Source organism: Acinetobacter proteolyticus (assembly GCF_000367945.1).
Lineage (GTDB): Bacteria > Pseudomonadota > Gammaproteobacteria > Pseudomonadales > Moraxellaceae > Acinetobacter > Acinetobacter proteolyticus.
This window is the reverse complement of the sequence record NZ_KB849179.1, coordinates 2115534-2135040: the sequence shown is the minus strand read 5'-3', so window position 1 is coordinate 2135040 and position 19507 is coordinate 2115534. Positions and strand designations below refer to the sequence as shown.

General features: G+C 42.3%; 16 protein-coding genes. 8 read left to right on the top strand and 8 right to left on the bottom strand.

Annotated features, from left to right (window positions below; translation table 11 throughout):
* The first annotated feature begins 64 nt into the window (after nucleotides 1-64).
* Complete coding sequence (locus F993_RS07105; RefSeq protein ID WP_004655356.1) at nucleotides 65-652, top strand: RBBP9/YdeN family alpha/beta hydrolase; 588 nt, start codon at nucleotides 65-67, stop codon at nucleotides 650-652.
* Here F993_RS07105 and F993_RS07110 read toward each other — a convergent pair.
* Complete coding sequence (locus F993_RS07110) at nucleotides 622-1365, bottom strand: pantothenate kinase (RefSeq protein WP_004655355.1); 744 nt, start codon at nucleotides 1363-1365, stop codon at nucleotides 622-624. The genes F993_RS07105 and F993_RS07110 overlap by 31 nt on opposite strands.
* A gap of 15 nt (nucleotides 1366-1380) precedes the next feature.
* Nucleotides 1381-2157 carry a biotin--[acetyl-CoA-carboxylase] ligase gene (locus F993_RS07115; RefSeq protein ID WP_004655353.1) on the bottom strand — a complete coding sequence of 259 codons (777 nt, stop codon included), beginning with the start codon at nucleotides 2155-2157 and terminating at the stop codon, nucleotides 1381-1383.
* A gap of 6 nt (nucleotides 2158-2163) precedes the next feature.
* On the opposite strand from F993_RS07115, the gene F993_RS07120 reads away from it, so the two are divergent.
* Nucleotides 2164-2964: a sulfite exporter TauE/SafE family protein gene (locus F993_RS07120; RefSeq protein WP_004655351.1), complete on the top strand. Its 801-nt coding sequence runs from the start codon at nucleotides 2164-2166 to the stop codon at nucleotides 2962-2964.
* A gap of 5 nt (nucleotides 2965-2969) precedes the next feature.
* Here F993_RS07120 and F993_RS07125 read toward each other — a convergent pair whose 3' ends face one another.
* A complete protein-coding gene (locus tag F993_RS07125) occupies nucleotides 2970-3512 on the bottom strand; it encodes a GTP-binding protein (protein WP_004655349.1) in 543 nt (180 codons plus the stop codon).
* A 14-nt stretch (nucleotides 3513-3526) separates the two neighbouring features.
* Nucleotides 3527-4492, bottom strand: coding sequence for a hypothetical protein (locus F993_RS07130; RefSeq protein WP_004655347.1), 966 nt, complete (start codon nucleotides 4490-4492; stop codon nucleotides 3527-3529).
* A gap of 352 nt (nucleotides 4493-4844) precedes the next feature.
* Between F993_RS07130 and F993_RS07135 the strand changes: the two genes are divergently transcribed.
* The 5 genes from F993_RS07135 to F993_RS07155 all read left to right on the top strand — a co-directional run bounded on the left by F993_RS07135 (nucleotide 4845) and on the right by F993_RS07155 (nucleotide 12934).
* Nucleotides 4845-5540 (top strand): GntR family transcriptional regulator, encoded by a 696-nt coding sequence (locus tag F993_RS07135; protein WP_004655345.1) that lies wholly within the window; start codon nucleotides 4845-4847, stop codon nucleotides 5538-5540.
* A gap of 10 nt (nucleotides 5541-5550) precedes the next feature.
* A complete protein-coding gene (gene smc, locus F993_RS07140; RefSeq protein ID WP_004655343.1) occupies nucleotides 5551-9042 on the top strand; it encodes a chromosome segregation protein SMC in 3492 nt (1163 codons plus the stop codon).
* Between the two features lies 1 nt (nucleotide 9043).
* The gene (locus F993_RS07145; RefSeq protein WP_004655340.1) at nucleotides 9044-10021 is read left to right on the top strand and encodes a cell division protein ZipA C-terminal FtsZ-binding domain-containing protein; all 978 of its coding nucleotides are present in this window, start codon (nucleotides 9044-9046) and stop codon (nucleotides 10019-10021) included.
* 71 nt (nucleotides 10022-10092) lie between these two features.
* On the top strand, nucleotides 10093-12120 hold the full coding sequence (gene ligA / locus F993_RS07150) for an NAD-dependent DNA ligase LigA (protein WP_004655338.1): 2028 nt from the start codon (nucleotides 10093-10095) through the stop codon (nucleotides 12118-12120).
* On the top strand, nucleotides 12110-12934 hold the full coding sequence (locus F993_RS07155) for a hypothetical protein (RefSeq protein ID WP_004655336.1): 825 nt from the start codon (nucleotides 12110-12112) through the stop codon (nucleotides 12932-12934). The genes ligA and F993_RS07155 overlap by 11 nt, the downstream gene beginning before the upstream one ends.
* Before the next feature lie 48 nt (nucleotides 12935-12982).
* Here F993_RS07155 and F993_RS07160 read toward each other — a convergent pair whose 3' ends face one another.
* On the bottom strand, nucleotides 12983-14038 hold the full coding sequence (locus tag F993_RS07160; protein WP_004655334.1) for an SDR family oxidoreductase: 1056 nt from the start codon (nucleotides 14036-14038) through the stop codon (nucleotides 12983-12985).
* A 353-nt stretch (nucleotides 14039-14391) separates the two neighbouring features.
* On the opposite strand from F993_RS07160, the gene ftn reads away from it, so the two are divergent.
* The gene (gene ftn, locus F993_RS07165) at nucleotides 14392-14856 is read left to right on the top strand and encodes a heteropolymeric bacterioferritin subunit Ftn (RefSeq protein WP_004655332.1); all 465 of its coding nucleotides are present in this window, start codon (nucleotides 14392-14394) and stop codon (nucleotides 14854-14856) included.
* 281 nt (nucleotides 14857-15137) lie between these two features.
* Here ftn and F993_RS07170 read toward each other — a convergent pair whose 3' ends face one another.
* From F993_RS07170 to benE, 3 genes are all read right to left on the bottom strand, one after another.
* A complete protein-coding gene (locus F993_RS07170) occupies nucleotides 15138-16397 on the bottom strand; it encodes an OprD family outer membrane porin (protein WP_004655330.1) in 1260 nt (419 codons plus the stop codon).
* Nucleotides 16398-16442: 45 nt separating this feature from the next.
* Nucleotides 16443-17801: an aromatic acid/H+ symport family MFS transporter gene (locus tag F993_RS07175; protein WP_004655329.1), complete on the bottom strand. Its 1359-nt coding sequence runs from the start codon at nucleotides 17799-17801 to the stop codon at nucleotides 16443-16445.
* Between the two features lie 469 nt (nucleotides 17802-18270).
* Nucleotides 18271-19464, bottom strand: a complete 1194-nt coding sequence (gene benE, locus F993_RS07180) for a benzoate/H(+) symporter BenE (RefSeq protein WP_004655327.1) — start codon at nucleotides 19462-19464, stop codon at nucleotides 18271-18273.
* Between the last annotated feature and the right edge of the window lie 43 nt (nucleotides 19465-19507).

Genomic DNA, 19507 nt, shown 5'->3' with positions numbered 1-19507 from the left:
AGTGCTTTAAAAAGAAGAGAATTAAAAATAAGTCTATGTTTTACATTGAAAAGTAGTGTTAAATATGTCACATAATTCAAAGAATAGCGTATTTATTCTGCATTGTGAAAATGCTGATCCAGAACAGCATTGGTATGCATGGTTGGAACAACAGCTGAAAAGCGAAGAGATTAGGGTTGAGCGAGTTTTTCTCGCTGATGCCAATCATCCTGAAGCTGAGATTTGGCAAACCTGCTTAGAAGCACAACTCAAGGGGTTGAATGAGCAGAGTATTGTAGTCGCGCATGGTTTATCTTGTGTTGCCGTAGCCAAATTTCTAGCAAAAAAACTAAAGCAAATGACATTGAAGGCAGGGGTTTTTATTGCTGCTTTTAATGATCCGATCCCTCAACATCCCGAGTTTAACAGCCTTCTTGAACACTCTCCTTTTGAAAGTGGGTTATTGCGGGCTAATATCCAGAGGCGTTTGGTTTTCTTTTCCAGTAATGATCCTGTCATCCCTGTACCACTCACTTTTAAATTTTCTAATTTACTCAATGCCCAACTGATTGAGGTGGCTCAAGCTGGGCACTTTCGTGCAGAAGATGGTTTTAAGGAGTTTCCAGAATTATTGCAGGCACTTCAAACTTTGCTCAAAGCTGAGTTCAGTTGAACATAGTGGCGTAAGCCCTTGAGCAATAAGTCGGATTCAACTCGTGGTTGATAATGGCTAAGGAACTTGGCGAATAAAGTAGCATCACCGCCAGTCAAGATCAGCTTTTTAGGGGATTGCTGCATAATTTGATCAATGGTACTGATCAAGCCCAGCAAGATACCGTGATGTACGGCATCGACCGTATTATGACCAGGTTTTAAATTGTCAAAAGCAGAATCTGGAATCTTAATGCCTTTGGTGTTTTGAATCAGTGAGTCTCGTTGCAGGTACAAGTTCGGCAGAATATAGCCGCCTAAATGTTGCAATCCTTCGACCAGATCAATGGTGAGGGCAGTGCCACAGCCAATCACACAGAAGTTTTCATCTGGCTTTGCCATGGCCAAGACTTGTAACCAGCGGTCAATCCCCAGTTGACTTGGGACATCATAACCACAGTGGAGACCTGCATATTCAGCATGGACTTTGGCAAAAATGATTGGAATATCCAAAATATCGAGAATCATATGAATACGTTGGTTATTTTCCGAATCCAGAACTGAAGAAATCCCGACACGACTTAAATTTTGATGGCGGAAGTGTTGGATCAAGCCGAGCAATAAATCGGCAGGGGATTGTAGGTGTAATTCGGCAGCATGTTCAATGACTTGATCATGTGCAGTGATCCAATATTTTAAGCGGGTATTGCCGATATCCAGCCATAAACTTTTCATAGAATCATCATTTCCTCAAATCGAAGCGAGACGTAAACGACCTTGATAGAATTGTTGGGTTTGATCCGTTTTGATCAGTACCGCACCGTCATTGGAAATTCCTTGAAAAAGGCCCTGAACTTTACCTTGAGTATGTTCAAATTCAACCTGTTGATTCAGCCAGATCGCATGATGATTAAAGCGTTCTGCTAAGTTATAACTACCATGTTCAAACCACTGTGCTGCCTGCTGGATTGCGGTATACAGTTCAGCAATCAGGGTTAAACGATCAATGTGGGCTAAACCGAGCATCTCTAGAGAGGTAATGGGTTGATCTGCATTGTCTACAGGGGGCGTGTTTAAGTTAATACCGACGCCGACAATCGCTTGGTGAGGGGAAAGTGGTTCAACCAAAATTCCACCCCATTTGCCTTGTGGGCTATATAAATCATTTGGCCATTTGACCTGTAATGTTAAGCCGTACAAGCTTGGCATTTGTAGAATATTCAGTGCAACTTCAAGAGCAAGGCGACCGTCCAGTGCTGTATTGCTTTGAATCAGTGTGCTTAAATAAATGTTGCCTTCAGGGGAGGCCCATTGTCGTTGGTGTTGACCGCGACCTTGTGTTTGCCGTGCGCTGCATACCAATCCTGTCGTCATGCCTTTTTGCGCAATTTCACGCATATCATCATTGGTCGAGGTTGTGGTTGTTTTAAGGAGCACCACTTCTGGATATTGATTTTTTGCGTTCAATAATTGTTGAAGCTGGCGGGTTTCGAAATCATCCATCATTTTTACAAGTAGAGTGGTCATGTGTTTATGGAGTTAATCATATATTTGCTGATTGGCGCAATTGCTGGATTTGCTGCGGGGCTATTCGGTGTGGGTGGTGGCTTAATTATTGTGCCAATTTTATATATTGTGTTCACCCAAATGAATTATGACCCGAATGTGATTATGCATATTGCAGTTGGAACCTCATTGGCAACCATTATTGTGACCTCGATCAGTTCGGTGATGGCACATCATAAAAAAGGGGCGGTGTTATGGCCGGTGTTCCGAAATCTAGCACCAGGCTTAGTGCTCGGTTCATTTCTAGGGGCGGGTGTGGCCGATCTGATGTCAGGGCAACATTTACAGTTGGTGATTGGGGTATTTGCGGTTTGGATGGCCTATAAGATGTTTAGAGGGGCAAATGCGGTGGTTGATCCAAACCGTCATCTTCCGTCTGCAGCGTTACAGCTTGCTGCGGGTGGCGGCATTGGTGTGGCATCCGCGATTTTTGGTATTGGGGGTGGCAGTCTCACCGTACCTTATCTCAATCGACATGGTGTGGTGATGCAAAAAGCAGTGGCGACCTCTGCAGCCTGTGGCTTACCGATTGCAGTGGCGGGGGCAATTGGTTTTATGTGGTTTGGCGCTAAAGAACAGATTGAAGTGCCGAATACCATTGGCTATGTGCATATCTATGCTTTCTTGGGGATTAGTGTGATGAGTTTTATCACTGCAAAATTTGGTGCCAAAGTTGCACATCGTTTATCACCGGCTATGCTGAAAAAATGTTTTGCAGGCCTGTTGGTGGTCGTTGGCAGTTACTTTATTTATAAAGGATTGATCTAATTTTTTTAGTGAGTAAGACCATAATGTACTTCAATGGTGGCAATCAAAGTTTCGACCAGAAGAAGTACATCATCTTGCTGACGTGCATCGATAAAGAACAACGGATAATTCAGTTCTTTGGCTGCCAGCCAGTCACGATACATGGATAAGGTTCGTTCTGGCATGCGGTCAATATGGGTAATTGCAATCACAATATTATGACCAAAGGGCTGAAACGCCTGAAGATATTGCTCTAAATCCAGTAAAGGATTTTCAGCAGCGTGGTCAATCATCACAATAGTGCCAATTGCGCCTTTACAGATCACTGCCCAAATAAAATCAAATCGATCCTGCCCAGGCGTACCATATAAACCTACTTTTACACCATCGTCCAAGGTCAGCTCACCATAATCAATACCAACAGTGGTCAGTAATTTGTCATGGGATTCGGTATCGGTATTCAATGCCTCGGTACTCAGTACTTCAATTTCAGACAATGCTTTGATCGCCGTAGATTTTCCCGAGCCCATGGTGCCACCGAAGACAATTTTATATTGATGTAAAATCATAGAAGTATCCTCGATTAAAAGCCTAAACGATGGCGTAAGCGACCAAATAGTTTTTTCATAAAATGTTGTTCTGTTTCGCTTTGCTGAGTTTGCGGGCGATATTTTGCCTGTTGATCTTTAATTAGTGCTCCACACTGTGCACCCAAGCATGCTGCAACAAAGTGCCTGACTTTCTGTTCAGGGAGGTTAAGTTGTTGGGCAACAAGGCTGATTTGTGCGCCTTGGGCAAAACAGGCTGACATCCGCAAGATATCTTGGCGGTCAAGCTTGTTTTTGGGTTGTGGCCAGACTTGCAGATAAAAACTTGAGGCAGAAGCTGGACAGAGTTCTTCAAAATCCATAGAGGTCCAAAGTAAATGCCAAAGCCATTGTTTTAAGTCTTGCTGAGCTGCATCTACGATCCAATGCAAATCATTCTGTGTGGCATAGGTATAGTTCAGGCTTGGGTCGGTTTGAAAAGAATGAAATTCAGGATGTTGCCACAGCCATTGATTGCGTGGGTCGGCAATGGCGAGTAGTCCTTGGTTATCAAACAGCTGAATCTTGCCATTTTTCGGATTCTGGATTTCTTGCAATACCTCTTTAATCTGTTTGCGATGAAAGGTTGGCGTATCATCAGTTTCGAGATTTTCTGATACTTGATTTAAGCGTTCATCCAGATGAAGGCTCAGCCAGTGATGCAAGGAATGAAGATGGTTCAAGGGCAGAAATAAGGTGTCATCTTCGATGGCGCTATTTTTATCAACATCATTGGCAATTTTCAGCACATTGATTTTATTGTTTTGCAGTAGGCTCTTGATATTGGGGGAGTCAAAAAATACTTGGTTAATCATGAGAATATCGAGCTGTGGCTCGGCAATATTGCTCCAATTGATTTGGACATGTTGCGGCACAGCCGTTTGAACCTGCTGTTTTAACTCATTTAAGGTTCTGAGACTGAGTCCAAAAATGGCAATATTGACGGCTTGATGAACACCCATGTTATGACTCATCTATGTATGTACTGAGCAATTCAGTAGGAGATTTAAAGTGCGATACTATTAATGAAAATATTATTTTTTGTGACATGTATCAATTAAAAAGCGATAAGAGAATGTCTTTTCAGATGTGCGGTTAAATATCAGTTACAAGCATAAATATTTGATATTCAATATAGAAAAACTGAGTGTTTAGTACATATTGAGAATCATATTGCGATTTTTTAGCGCAATTGGCTTAAAAAGCAATAAAATTGTCAGACAATGATATAGAATTTATAGGGCGAGATCAGTTAAAACAAAAAAGCGCAAACAGCATTGAATCAATGCGTATAACAAAGATAGCGAGGGACTCATGAATCTCGAAGAGGCTGATAGTCTTTCTGAACAGATTGCAAAGTATATTAGTGAACAAATTATTAGTGGTGAGCTGGTTGAAGGCGAACGCATTCAAGAGTTGCGCATTGCGAAAGAATTAGATGTCAGTCGAGGCTCGGTTCGTGAGGCACTGTTGTTACTGGAGCGGACTTATTTAATTGAAATTTTTCCGCGTCGTGGCGCAATCGTCTCTGAAATGTCAGCACAACAAGTCAAAGCCCTATTTGATACCAATGTGATGGTGCTTGGGCACATTGTGCAACGGATTAGTGAAACGTGGCGAGTCAATGAAGCAGAGCAATTGCAAGCGTTATTGGATCAACTGGTCGAGTTTGTTCGTGCGGGCGATATCGAAAAATTTTACGATGCGATCTTTAAATATCTGGCAGAACAGCATGAAATGGTGGCGAATCCCTATCTGATGCAATTCTATAAAGAACTACTGCCATCGTTACGCCGTAGCTATTTTTTGACCTTGAATACCTCACGTCGAGAGCTACAAGAATCGTTTACCCTGTTTAAGTTGGTGATTGATGCTATTTTGATCCGAAAATCACAACAAGCTGCTTTATTTATGGAAGATTTTTGTCGACACTTGCGCAACCTTGTGTTGGAATCTCTGACACGTATGAAACAGATTGAATTGGCTTGGGCTAGACGCTCACGCCGCTAGTTAGGGCAGTATGCGTTTAAGCAGTTTAAAACTTTCAGGCTTTAAATCTTTCGCCGATAGTACAACATTACATTTTAAGGCCAATCGTACTGCGGTGGTTGGGCCGAACGGTTGTGGTAAATCAAATGTCATTGATGCAATTCGCTGGGTCATGGGCGAGTCCAACGCACGTCAGTTGCGCGGTGGCAGTATGCAGGATGTCATTTTTACTGGCACAGCCAAACGTAAACCTGTCGGGGTGGCGAGTGTCGAACTTCGTTTTGACAATACTTATGGCAAATTAGGCGGCGCTTATAATGCTTATAGCGAGCTGGCAGTCCGTCGCCAAGTCACCCGTGAAGGTAAATCTGAATACTTCCTGAATGGCACGCGTTGCCGTCGCCGTGATATCACTGATATTTTCTTGGGTACAGGTTTAGGACCGCGTTCTTATGCCGTGATTGAACAGGGCATGATTAACCGTCTGGTCGATGCCAAGCCTGAAGAAATGCGTGTGTTTATTGAAGAAGCGGCAGGCGTGTCTCGGTATCAGGCGCGTCGTCGTGAAACCTTGCAGCATTTAGAGCATACTGAGCAAAATCTGGCGCGTTTAGACGATATTGCTGCTGAACTAAAATCCCAACTTAGAAGCTTAAAGCGTCAATCTGAAGCTGCGATTCAATATAAGACCTTAGAAGGTCAGATTCGTACGTTAAAAATCGAAATTCTTTCGTTTCAAGCCAATCAAAGTCAAAAGCTACAACAAGAATATACGGTTGAAATGACCGCGCTGGGTGAAAACTTTAAATTGGTCCGTTCAGAATCACAGACCATTGAACATGATCTTGAAGCCACCAGTGCTTTATTCCAACGCTTAATTCAGCAGTCTTCACCGTTGCAGCATGAATGGCAACAGGCCGAGAAAAAGCTGTCTGAATTAAAAATGACCTTGGAACAAAAACAGAGTTTATTCCAGCAAAACAGTACCAGCTTGCTGCAACTTGAACAGCAGAAAGTACAAACTAAAGAGCGTTTGCAACTCTCTGAATTACAGGTTGAAACCTTAAGCACTCAATTTGATGAGCAAAATGAAAGTTTGCTTGCCTTAGAGCAGCAGACACAAACGGCTGAGCAAAATTTTACCGATGTCCAAGCACAATACAAGCAAGCACAACAGCAATTTGACCAACTGAAAACCCAAGTCGATCAGCAACAACAGAAAAAGTTGCAGATGGCAGCGCAAATTGAGCAGTTGGGTAAGAATGTGCTGCGGATTGAGCAGCAAAAGCAGACCTTGCAAACGCAAAGCACTCAGATTCGTGCTCAGGTTCAGGATGATGAACAGGCGCAGTTAGAACAATTGCAGCAGCAACTGCAACAGGAAATAATTGCGTTAGAAGCGGCAATTGAGCAATTACAGCAGGATGTTCAGACACAGCAAGATCAGCAACAGTTGCAGAAGGCTGATGTGCAGAGTTTGAAAACTGAGATTCAGGTTTTATTGGCTGAACAAAAGAACTTAACTCAGCTCGTCGCAAAGCAAAGTCCGAAGCATGATCAAAACGCAGTTCGATTGATGCAAAGCCTACGTTTAAGCGCTCAAGCTAAAGCGCATGCAAATATTATTGAGAAGTTCTTGGCTAAGTGGCTGCAAGCGCATTTACTGGATGATGAACAGTCATTTCAGGAAGGTGTGGCGCGTCAGTTAAAAACAGAATCTCCCCTAACCCCTCTTTTTAAAAGAGGGGAACTCCCTCCTTTTATAAAGGAGGGCTGGGGTGGATTTAATGGTTATTTAAGTGATTGGATCGAAGCCCCCCAATCTTCTTTATGGACCAATGTAGCGGTTGCAGAAGATTTAGCCACAGCTTTGCGATATCAAGTGGATCTCCAGCAAGCACAATCCATTTTGACGCTGGATGGTTATCATGTCGGCGCCGATTGGGTGATTGCGCTGCATTATGATGAAGACAGCCAAACTGCGCAGGGCATGCTCAGTCATCAAGTGCGTTTAGAGGAAATTGAACAGCAGCTGGCACAGCAACAACCGCAGTTGCTTGATCTGGAAAGTCAATTTTCTCAGCAATTACAGGCTTTGCAACAGCAGCAACAGCACTTGCAGCAGCAACAGCAAAGTCTGAAGCAAAAGCAAAAAGAGTTACAACAGTTGGATGTGCAAATTGCCAAACTACAAAGTACCGCACAGGCCTTTGTGTTGCAGCAACAACAATTGGCCGATCAACTGAAACAGCTTGATCTACAGCTTGAAGAAGATGCTATGCAGCGTGATGATCTGGAGATTGATCTGCATGCGCTTGCATTGAAATTAGAATCGGTGTTGCCAAATTATAAGACTTTGCAATTTCAGGTGGAAAACTTGAATGAGCAGTTGGATGAGCAGCAACAACAGTTGACTCAACAACAGCAGCAACGTGAAGCTTTGCGTCGCCAGACTTCGCAAGCCAATCAGCAAATTGAGTTGTTAGAGAAAGATATCTCGTTCCTAAAAACACAATATCGTCAAATCATTGAACAAATCGAACAGGCCAAGAAGTTTGTTGATCCGATTCAGCTTGAACTACCCAACTTGGAGTCACAATTCCAACAGCAATTCCAGCAAACCGAAAAGCTGCAAAAAACCTGGAATGAATGGCAGCTGGAACTGAATCAAGTACAAGAGAAGCAGCAGCAACTGACGGAACAACGCCATCAAGCACAGCAAAAAGATGAGCAGGTGCGTGAGCAGTTAGAGCAAAAGCGCTTGGCTTGGCAGGCGGCGAAATCAGATCGTGAACATTATTTAGAGCAATTGAAAGAACTGAATACAGATGCTTTATCTGATGTGTCGATTGAAATTAAAGATCATCAGCAGAAACTGGAAAAAGCCCAGCAGCAATTTGAGAAAATTGGTGCGGTAAATCTAGCGGCTTCACAAGAATACGAAGAAGTGTCACAGCGTTTTGATGAGCTGAGTCACCAGATGCAGGATCTACAAAATACCGTTGATCAGCTCAAAGACGCGATGAAAAGCATTGATCAGGAAACGCGTAAGTTATTTATGACCACCTTTGATCAGGTCAATCAAGAACTGCAACTGTTGTTTCCAAAGGTATTTGGTGGTGGTGAAGCGACTTTAAGCCTTGAAGATGATTGGCAGTCTGGGGTGAAACTGATGGCGCGCCCACCTGGCAAGCGTAATAGTTCCTTGGCCTTGCTTTCAGGTGGTGAAAAGACCCTAACGGCTTTGGCTTTGGTGTTTGCGATCTTTAGATTGAACCCTGCACCGTTCTGCGTATTGGACGAAGTTGATGCGCCGCTTGATGATGCCAATGTACAACGGTATTGTAATTTGGTAAAAGAGCTTTCTGAACAAGTGCAATTCATTTACATTACACATAATAAATTGGCGATGACAATGGCAACTGATTTACTTGGAGTCACCATGCCAGAGCCAGGTACATCAAAATTAGTGACTGTCGATTTAGAACAGGCAAAAGAATACGGGTTAGTTGCGGAGTCTTAGTATGGAAATGAATACAATAATAGGCATTGTTGCCGCCGTTGCGATTATGCTCGTTGGTTTAATCATGATTTTAAGAAAACCAAAACCAGTTGAGCCATCATTAGAAGCAGATTTACATATTAATCCTGAGAGTCAGCAACCTGTGATTCCACGTCATGTGCGTGACCAGCTTTTACAAAAAGAAGTGGTGACCTCAACTGAGCGTGTTGAACCAAGTTTAAATACTGAAGCAATCGAATCAGAGCCTGTGGCGAAGCAAGCAGTTGATGCTGTGAATGTTGAAGCAAAAACGACGGAAATCGAACAAACTGCTAAAGCAGATGAGGTTGTTGAAGCTGTATCAGAGCTGGAAGCGGCTCAAAAAGATGAGACAGTAGTAGCTGAAGCAGAAACTAAAGAGAAAGCAGAGGAAAGCAAAGCGGAAACTGAGCTCAGCCTAAATCCAAATATTGAAACCGTCGCGATTGAAGAGTTTGATGGTGAAAGTAATATTCTGGATGTGCACTTACATGAACAGCAACGCTATGATGATGAAAGTGCTTTAGCAACCGCAGAACAGATTATTGCCTTGAATGTTTATCCGAATCCACGCCGTGCCCTATCAGGTGATAAAGCACTCAAAGTGTTATTGAAATACGGCCTACGTTTCGGTGAAATGTCGTGTTTTCATCGTTATGAAAATACCGACGAGCCAAGTGCCTTGATGTTCTCTGTATTGCGGATGACGGATAATGGTCCTGCAGGTTTTGATTTGGAAACTTTATCGGGCGAGCAAGTGCAAGGTCTTGCATTCTTCCTGGCTTTACCAAATAGCAAAGCGGTTACAGGTTATGACATGATGACCAGTATTGCAGGCTTAATTGCACGTGAAGTCGATGGCAAAGTCTATGATGAAAACAATTTAGAGTTTACACCGCAGTTGAAAGAGCATTGGCGTCATCATGTGATTGATTATCGTCCAAATCAAGCAACCGTCTAATGAATCTTTTATAATAAATTTAGTAAAAATTATAGGGCGGTTTTTCCGCCCTTTTATATGGTGAAATTTAAATGGAACACAACTCAGTTATTGAGCAAATGCGTCAGTTGATTCAACTGATTGCAAAACATAATCATGCTTACTATGTGATGGATCAACCCTCCATTTCTGATAGTGAATATGACCATTTATTTCATCAGCTGAAAGCCTTAGAACAACAATATCCAGACTGTATTCAGGCCGATACCCCGACCAATAAAGTCGGTGGTCAAGCGCTATCAAAATTTGAAAGTTTGACTCATGCAGTGCCGATGCTGTCATTGGGGAATGTCTTTAATCAGGAAGACCTATTCGCTTTCGCCCGTCGTATTGACGAGCGTTTACCGAATCAGAAAGTCCAGTATGAGGTTGAACTGAAACTCGATGGTTTAGCGATTTCACTGTGGTATGAAAATGGTGTCTTGGTTCGTGGTGTAACACGTGGTGATGGTGAAACAGGCGAGGATATTACCCAGAATGTTAAAACCATTCGGAATCTGCCGAAAGTATTATCCAGTCAGCATCAAGCGATCCCAGAGTTTCTTGAGGTTCGTGGTGAAGTGTTGATGCCAAAGCAAGGCTTTGAAAAGCTCAATGCGGATCAAGAAGCCAAAGGTGACAAGACCTTTGCCAATCCACGTAATGCCGCAGCAGGAAGCCTGCGTCAACTTGATCCAAATATCGCAGCTTCACGTCCGTTGGCGTTCTATGCTTATGGAATTGCCCAGTGTCAGCCTAACCATGGTCTTGAAACCATGCATGACAGTTTGCATTGGTTAACCCGATTTGGTTTTGAAATTGCAGAACGTCAATTCCTGTGTGCTTCGATTGAAGAAGTGCAACAACGTTATGAACAGATTCAACAAGAACGTCCAGATCTTAAAGTTGAAATTGATGGCATGGTGATTAAGGTAGATAGCCTTAAACAGCAACAACAATTAGGTTTCTTGAGTCGTGAACCACGTTGGGCAACAGCTTATAAATTCCCTGCACAGGCAGCACTGACCAAAGTTGAAAATATTGACTGGCAAGTGGGGCGTACTGGAACACTCACCCCAGTTGCGCGTTTAACACCTGTGTTTGTTGGTGGGGTGACGGTGTCTAATGTTACCTTGCATAATATTGGTGAAATCCATCGTTTAGATGTGCGTGTTGGTGATACTGTCAGTGTCTATCGTACTGGTGATGTGATTCCAAAAGTTGAGAAGGTTTGGGCTGAGTTCCGACCTGCCGATGCCGAGATGGTGCATCTTCCGACCAATTGTCCAGTCTGTGATTCACCTGTGGTGATGCCAGAAGGTGAGGCCTTGGCACGTTGCTCAGGTGGTCTATATTGTGCGGCACAACGTATTGAGGCCATTCGTCACTTTGTTTCACGTAAAGCGCTAGATATCGAGGGTTTGGGCGATCGTTGGGTGGAATCACTGTTACATCTCGACCTACTCAAAGATGTGGCGGATATTTATCATTTGCATGAGCATCGTGACACCTTATTGACCATCGAAAAAATGGGTGAGAAATCTGTTCAGAACTTGATTGATGCGATTGAGGCAAGTAAGAAAACCACTTTGGCGCGTTTTATCTATGCATTGGGTATACGTGGTGTTGGTGAAACCACAGCGCGCATGTTGGCCAATACCTTCCAGACGCTTGAGGCATTGAAAGCTGCGGATATTGAAGCACTCAAGAAAACGCCTGATGTCGGTGATATTACTGCTGAATGGATTGCTGATTTCTTCCAAGCACCACATAACATCGAAGTGTTGGATCGTTTAATGGCAGCAGGCATTCATTGGGATGCACCGACTGCACCAACGCGTCAGCCATTAAATGGTGAGAGTTGGGTGGTGACCGGTACATTGGAAAGCATGGGACGTGATGAAGCGACGCAAAAACTTCAAGCCTTGGGTGCGCGTGTCAGTGGTAGTGTGTCCAGTAAAACCAAATGTGTAGTTGCAGGTGAGAAAGCGGGTAGTAAGCTGGATAAAGCACAGAAGTTAGACATTCGAGTATTGAATGAGCAAGAGTTTTTAGCGTTTTTAAAGCAGTATGAAGCTTGATGACGTAGATAAAGAAAGTGCTAAGTTAATCATCATGTATTGCTTAGCACTCATTCTTCCTTTTTTTGTGATGCTTGCTTATTATCGTTATGATAATGCAGTTAAATGCAATCAAACGAAAGTGCTAGGTAGTGTACAAGAAGATGTCAATACCCAGCTTTTAAATGCTGTATTGGAAAAAATTGAATTAAGACAACGCTTGTTTTTCGATTTATTAAAAGCGCAAGAAATACAAAAAAGGTCGGCTTGTCTACAGAAAAGTCATGAGGATGCAGAGAGATGCTGGAGAGAATTTCAGTTAGACGTCCAAAACGAAATCAAGGTGTTTGATCATGCTGTTGAGCAGTTCGCTCACGTGAAACCGCATCATCTGATTGCTTCTGATTCTATTTATGATCAAGGGTTGTTAAAGTCAAATGTGTATCAGCCAAATCATATGGTGGAGTTCGCTTATCAGCAAATAAAACGATATTTAGTCGATCAAATAGATCAAGAGGATGCTTCACTATCTCAACTTGATTTTGAGTTACGTTGGCAATTAAGACAGAAACTCTATCAATATGCTGATTTAAGGTTGGGTCAGGTGAAAAGTGTTGAGTCTGAAAATAATTCACAAAAAATCTGTCGTGTGAACGTTGAATTTCAAAAAGGTAAGACTGCTAAACTTATCTATCAACCTTATGAAAAGCTTGAATCCGCTGGTCGACATGGGGCAAGAAAAGAATATGTCACGTTGCTCTATTTAGAAGACCACCATGGTCATCATTATAAGGATATTGGTGAATACATCTTAGAAGCATTTAAGATTAAATAACGGTGAGCGAGGCACCTCTCAATGATGAAATTGAGAGGTGCTTTTTGATTAAATATATTTTTTCACAATACCATCATCCAGCAATTGCTGGAAATGTTCACAGACACTCTCACGCACATCGCGATATTCAATGCCCAGCTCTTTCACACTGCGTTGCGCATTAAAATAAATTGGATAGCCCATATTCAATTTTACAAACTCACGTGAATGTCCGAGAACAGGTGCTACAAAAGCAAAAGCAGTCTTTGGCACAGTAAAGTGTGGGAAGGGGAATTTATAGCCAAATTTCTGAGTAAGTGCCTTACCCATATCCAATAAGCTCAGTGTGCCACCACAAATGATATAACGGCCTTGTGCCTTAGGATTCAATGCCGCAGCGACATGTGCATCGGCAACATCACGTACATCGACAATACCATTCCACATTGGCGGGACACCAAATAAGGTAGTGCCATTACCAAACTGTTGTAATACTTCAATACTACCTGACTGGCTGGCATCGGTGAGGGAAGGCCCCATCACTAAGGCAGGGTTAATACAGACTAAATCCCAGCGCTTTTGTTGTTCAGCCATTTCCCATGCTTTGCGCTCAGCAGCAACTTTTGAATAAGGGTAGGGCTGATGGGTTTCACTACTGGTATTGTTCCAATGGCTTTCATCAAATTCATTATTGGCGGTATTTTGAATCTCAACTGCATCGCCATAGGTTGAAGCAATGCTTGATGTCAGCACCACACGTTTGACTGACTCGGTGCGATTAACACTGTCTAATACGTTTTCTGTGCCTTTCACCGCAGGTTCAATAATGTCTTTGACTGCATCTTTATAATTGGTCACCACAAAAGGTGATGCAGTATGAATCACGATTTCACACTCTTTCATTGCATCATCAAATGAACGCGGTTCAAGCAAATCTGCTTTAAAAAATTCAATCTTCCCAGAAGATTGATCTGCCAGATCGTACAAATGCTGAATCTTATTTTTCTTGGATGGATCACGCACTGTGGCATGAACCGTATAACCTTGCTTGAGCAGACGTTCGATAATCCAGCCTGCAATATAACCCGTCGCGCCAGTGACCAAAATTGGTTTGCTTTTATCCATTGTGGTTTCCACATTATGTTTTTGTGATTGCTGTTATTTACCGAATTTTGCCTAAACAAACAACAGCTGAGCAGTCATTTTTTATGATTTTTTGATCAAAACATCAGCGGAATAAGAAGCATTGCTAATGGTTACAAAAAATCAAACAAATGATTTTCAATAGGATTATCTCTTTTTAAAACCATAAATGATATGCAAAGGCTTATTTTATTTAGATAAATTGAGCTAATTAGAACTGTAAATGCGTATGTTTCTCATTTTAATTTTATAAAAATCATAAACTTACACACTTTTGTTTTTGCAATTCTATTGTAACTTGGCCATAATATTGTCATTCGATAGGAGTAAGTATTATGCGTGGCAATCCAGAAGTCATCGACTATTTAAATATGCTCATTGGCGGTGAATTGGCTGCTCGTGATCAATATTTAATTCATTCAAGAATGTACGAAGATTGGGGCCTGAGCAAAATCTACGAGCGTATTGACCATGAAATGCAAGAAGAAGCATCTCATGCGGATTCAATCATTCGTCGTGTTCTGTTCCTTGGTGCTCAACCGAATATGAACCGTGAAGACATTAATGTCGGTACGGATGTTGTCAGTTGTTTAAAGGCGGATTTGGCACTTGAATACCATGTCCGTGAAAAATTGGCAGTGGGTATCAAGCTGTGTGAAGAAAAAGGCGACTATATTAGCCGTGATATGTTGCGTCAGCAGCTTTCTGATACAGAAGAAGATCATACTTATTGGTTAGAAAAGCAATTACGTTTAATTGAACTGATTGGTTTGCAGAATTATATTCAGTCACAAATTTAAATAATTGCTGTAAATGCCGTAATCAAAAAAAGGACTCTTAATAGAGTTATCACATGAGTCATTTTTTAGCTTTATTGAATTCGCAATCAAATTTCCCTCTCCTTTTTAAAGGAGAGGGCTAGGGAGAGGATTTAGATAAAGAATTCCCCTCATCCTAACCTTCTCCCAAGGGAGAAGGGACTTTCAACACTTAGTGTTGATTATTTTCCAACTTTTAAAAGAGCTCCAATAAAGTTCCCTTTTTTTAATTTTGGGCTGAAAAAAATGCTGAAAATGAAGACTTAGAATTTTTTACTATAGTTCACAAATAAACGGTCTTCACCAAAGTCATTGCCATGTTTCACATCATAGTCAATGCGGATGTATTGCAGTGCAAAGCCTTTGAGATAAGGCTGCTGAAAAGCATAGTTCACAATAATATTGGACTCAGTTTCGTGGTTTTTATCACCATTGGCTGCCTTAAAGTCATGACCATAAACATATTTCACCATCGCATTCAGCCCAGGTACATAGTCCTTAAAATCATAGCCATACATCAGGTGGTAAGACTTTTCATTCTTTTTAAAGAAGCCTGTGGCATTCCAGTTGATAAAATAGGTTTCAGGCAGGAAACCATCAGGTAAAGGATAGGCCGACTCCCCGATAATCTGTTGATAGCCTAAACCAAAAGACTGATTATTCACTTTCAGCATTTCCAGTATTCCAATATTTTGGGCATCAATATCAAAGTTGCTACCGTCATTTTTGGCATTGAAATATTTAAACTTGGAATTCAGGGCGAAGTTGGGTTGTTTCCAGGTATGGTCTAGCCCAAGGTAGTGTTTATTGTAGAGGTCTTCTAAATTACCAAAGTAGTATTCGGCCTTCAGCGATGGTGTCAGTTGATAGCGTAGATCCAGATAATTCAAACCATCAGAATATTCAGTTTTGCCATTGGCTGTAAAAGAAAATTTACGAAAATCTTCTTCATTGCGGGGTGACACTTTCGTGACTCGGCCTATTTCTGCATAGAGTTGATCAGAAAGTTGTGACTTTAAATTGGTGCCCCAATACGATGCCAATAACTGACGACTGGCATCTACCGCCGTCACAGGAAGATCCAGCCAGAGTTCACCGATACTGAGCAGTGCTTTGTCATAGCCCAGTTTGAGGGTCGCGCCATATTTTAAATAGTCAGAGGCTTGTGATTGGGTTTGGGGATCAAAGGGCAACACCGTATCTGCGACATGCTTATCTTTGCTTAAACGTACCGCATATTGCACCGAAGCATCCGCCCCGATGGTGATTGCTTTGTCCGCGATTTGTAGGGGTGTATCCTGCATATTTGACTTGTAAAATAAAGACGCCGCTTGTGACCAGCTACCTGTATCTTTAAGGCTTGGATTGTCATAGTCACGATTAATATAGGCATTTTTAAGTGTGAATTTCCATTGATCTTGAGTTGTCTCCGCAGCAAAAGCAACCGAGCTAGACAAGCTGCCCATTGCCAATAGGGTTGCAACCGTTAAACGCATAGGGCAAAAGCGCTGTAATAATTTCATAATCCATATCCGAAGTCAGTGCGCCAGTCCTCGGCGCACATGGTTTTATTGCTGAGACAGTGAAGATTGTGGGGTAAAGCTTGTCGCAGGTTGAGCCGCAACCGAGACTTTTAAATTCACCAAGAAAATGGCGAACGCCGCGATAATGCCGGGAATCGCGATGGCGAGAAAATTCATTTGATGGGGCAGTTCAAAGGTGAGTAAAGCACCAGTGAGGACAGGGCCGATGATGGCACCGATTCGGCCAATACCCGAAGCCCATCCCATCCCGGTTGAACGTACTGCGGTTGGGTAGAATTGTGCCACAAAGGTATAGAGCAGAATCTGTGAGCCAATTGTGGCTGCGCCTGCGATTGCAATCAGGCTGTATAAAATAAACTGTGGGCTATTAAAACCAAGTAAGATCAGGGCAGCAGCACCGATCACAAACATGCTGGTAATCACGGGTTTTAAGTGGAATTTATCCGCTAAGGCACCACCGCCAATCGCGCCAACCATACCTCCAATGTTCAGTGCAAACAGGAATAGCATACTGGCACCTAGAGAATAACCCGCCTGTAGCATCAATTTTGGTAACCAGCTACCCAACGCATAAACCATCAACAGGCACATAAAGAAGGCCACCCAAAACATAAAGGTGCTGAAACTACGACCTTGTTGGAATAGGGCACGAACAGGTGCATCAGTTGTGGTACTTTCATTTAGAACCAGTTCTGAATGATTGCTTAATTCAGTTTCAGGTGCGATTTTAGTGACAATCATTTTGGCTTGTTCGTGCTGATTCGATTTCACTAAGAAAGCCAATGACTCAGGCAGAAATTTCCAGATTACAGGCAACAGTAACAGCGGAATGCCCGCAATTAAAAACATGATCTGCCAACCCATATCTTTGACTAACCATGCGCCCAATAAGGCAGAACTCATCCCGCCAATGGCATAGCCACTAAACATCAGTGCGACTAAGGTACTGCGGATTTTTTTCGGTGCATATTCGGTCATCAATGCGACAACGTTTGGCATCACACCACCAATGCCAAGTCCCGCGATAAATCGTAAAATGGCAAATTCAGTGGGGCTTTTCGCAAAAGCACCTAAGAAGGTAAAGCCACTGAATAAAGTGACACAGATCAGAATGGTTTTTTTACGCCCCAGTTTGTCTGAGAGCGTGCCAAAAATCATGGCACCAAACATCATCCCGAACAAAGCTGCACTGGCAAGCAATCCCGCTTGCACTGCAGTTAGTGACCATTGCTGCATCAACAAGGGGAGAGCTACCCCGTAAATAACCAGATCATAACCGTCAAAAATAATAATGATGAGACACCAGATTAATACTTTCCAGTGAAATGCCGTAAAACGGGCTTTATCAATAATGTCATTAATATTGACCTTATGTGTATCCATTGCTTCACCTCCAATTTGTGAAGTACCGAGTTATTTTTTATTAAGCTATTTTGTTATTGGGTGAGAGTCAAAAACCTAATTGATATATCTTTATGTCTTTAAGGTATTGTGATTTTATTTATTTAATACATTGAAATTTATGTATTTATTTTTTTGTTTTAATTTATTTTTAAATATGGGTGAAATATTAAATAGTGAGAATTTTAACTATTTTATGATGTTAAAATCTTATTTTTTATAATTGAAAAATCATTAAATAAACTTATAGCATGATTGAAAATAAATCAGGATGTTTTATTTTACCTATTGGTTAAAATAATGATGAACGTCCAATTAAGTTGAATGAATTGAGATTTTAAAGTGAGGTTTAAAAAATTGCCTTGCTGAGTTTTGATTGCTTAGCTTTAGGGGCAAAGTAGTCTGTTATTCGACAGCAAGGCGGAGAGGCGGGGGAGTTGTTCTCTTTTTATTAAGCGGATTGTGTTGCTGTGCGTTGAGTGAGAATGAAATGAGCAATCACCCCAATACAAATGCCCCAAAACACCGAACTTAATCCTAAAAAATGCATGCCTGAAGCGGTCGCCAGAAAGGTAATCAGTGCGGCATCACGCTGTTGTTCATTTTTCATAGCAACGGCAATATTGGTGGAAATTGCACCGAGCAAGGCCAAACCCGCTAAAGCCGCAACCAATTCTTTCGGTAGTAAGCTAAATAGCATCACAATACTGCCCGCAAACAGTCCGCCGAGAATATAAAAAATCCCGTTGGCAATCCCTGCGATATAGCGTTTTTCTTTCAGTTCATGTGCATCTTTACCCATACATAACGCTGCTGTAATGGACGCGAGCACGATGGTAATACCGCCAACACAAGCCACAGCGAGAGAGGCAATACTGGTAGCACTGATAATCGGTTTGGCAGGCGTGTCATAGCCACTCAGTTTCATAATCGCCATACCCGGTAAGAACTGACCTGTCAGACTCACGAGGATTAAGGGCAGCGCCAGACTTAAGGTCGAAGTCCATGTCCATTCAGGGCTAATCCATTGTGGAATCGCTAGATGAAAACTGAGCTCCACAGGATTCATTTTTCCCAAGAATAAACTGAGTGAAATACCCGCTGCCAATACCCAGATCATGGTATAGCGCGGCATCAGTCGTTTAGCGACCAGAAACACAATCAACATGCTAAACACAATCAGCGGCATGCGATCTGTGGCCGTAAACAGGTTAATGCCAAATTGAAACAAGATGCCTGCCATCATGCCAGCAGCAACATCTTGCGGAATCCATTTCAGCAGTTTGTCGAAACAGCCTGTAATCCCAATGAGAAAAATCACGATGGCAGAGGTGATATAGGCAGCGACCGCTTCATTCAGAGAAATGTCAGGAAATAGCGTCACCAATAAAGCAGTACCGGGCGCAGACCAAGCAGTAATGACGGGAGTTTTATATTTAATTGATAGATAAATCCCTGCAACAGCTGCACCGATGGAAATGCCCCAAATCCATGACACCATCATCTCTGTCGAAACATGGGCACGTTGCGCCGCCTGAAAGAAAATAATCAGTGGCCCTGAATAGGAAATCAGCACCGCAAGAAAACCCGCAACCGTGGCTGAAATGGACCAATCTTGTTTTAATGTTTTGAGTAAAGTTGTCATTGGGTGATGGCCTCCATGCACATCCTGTACTTTATCTGAAATG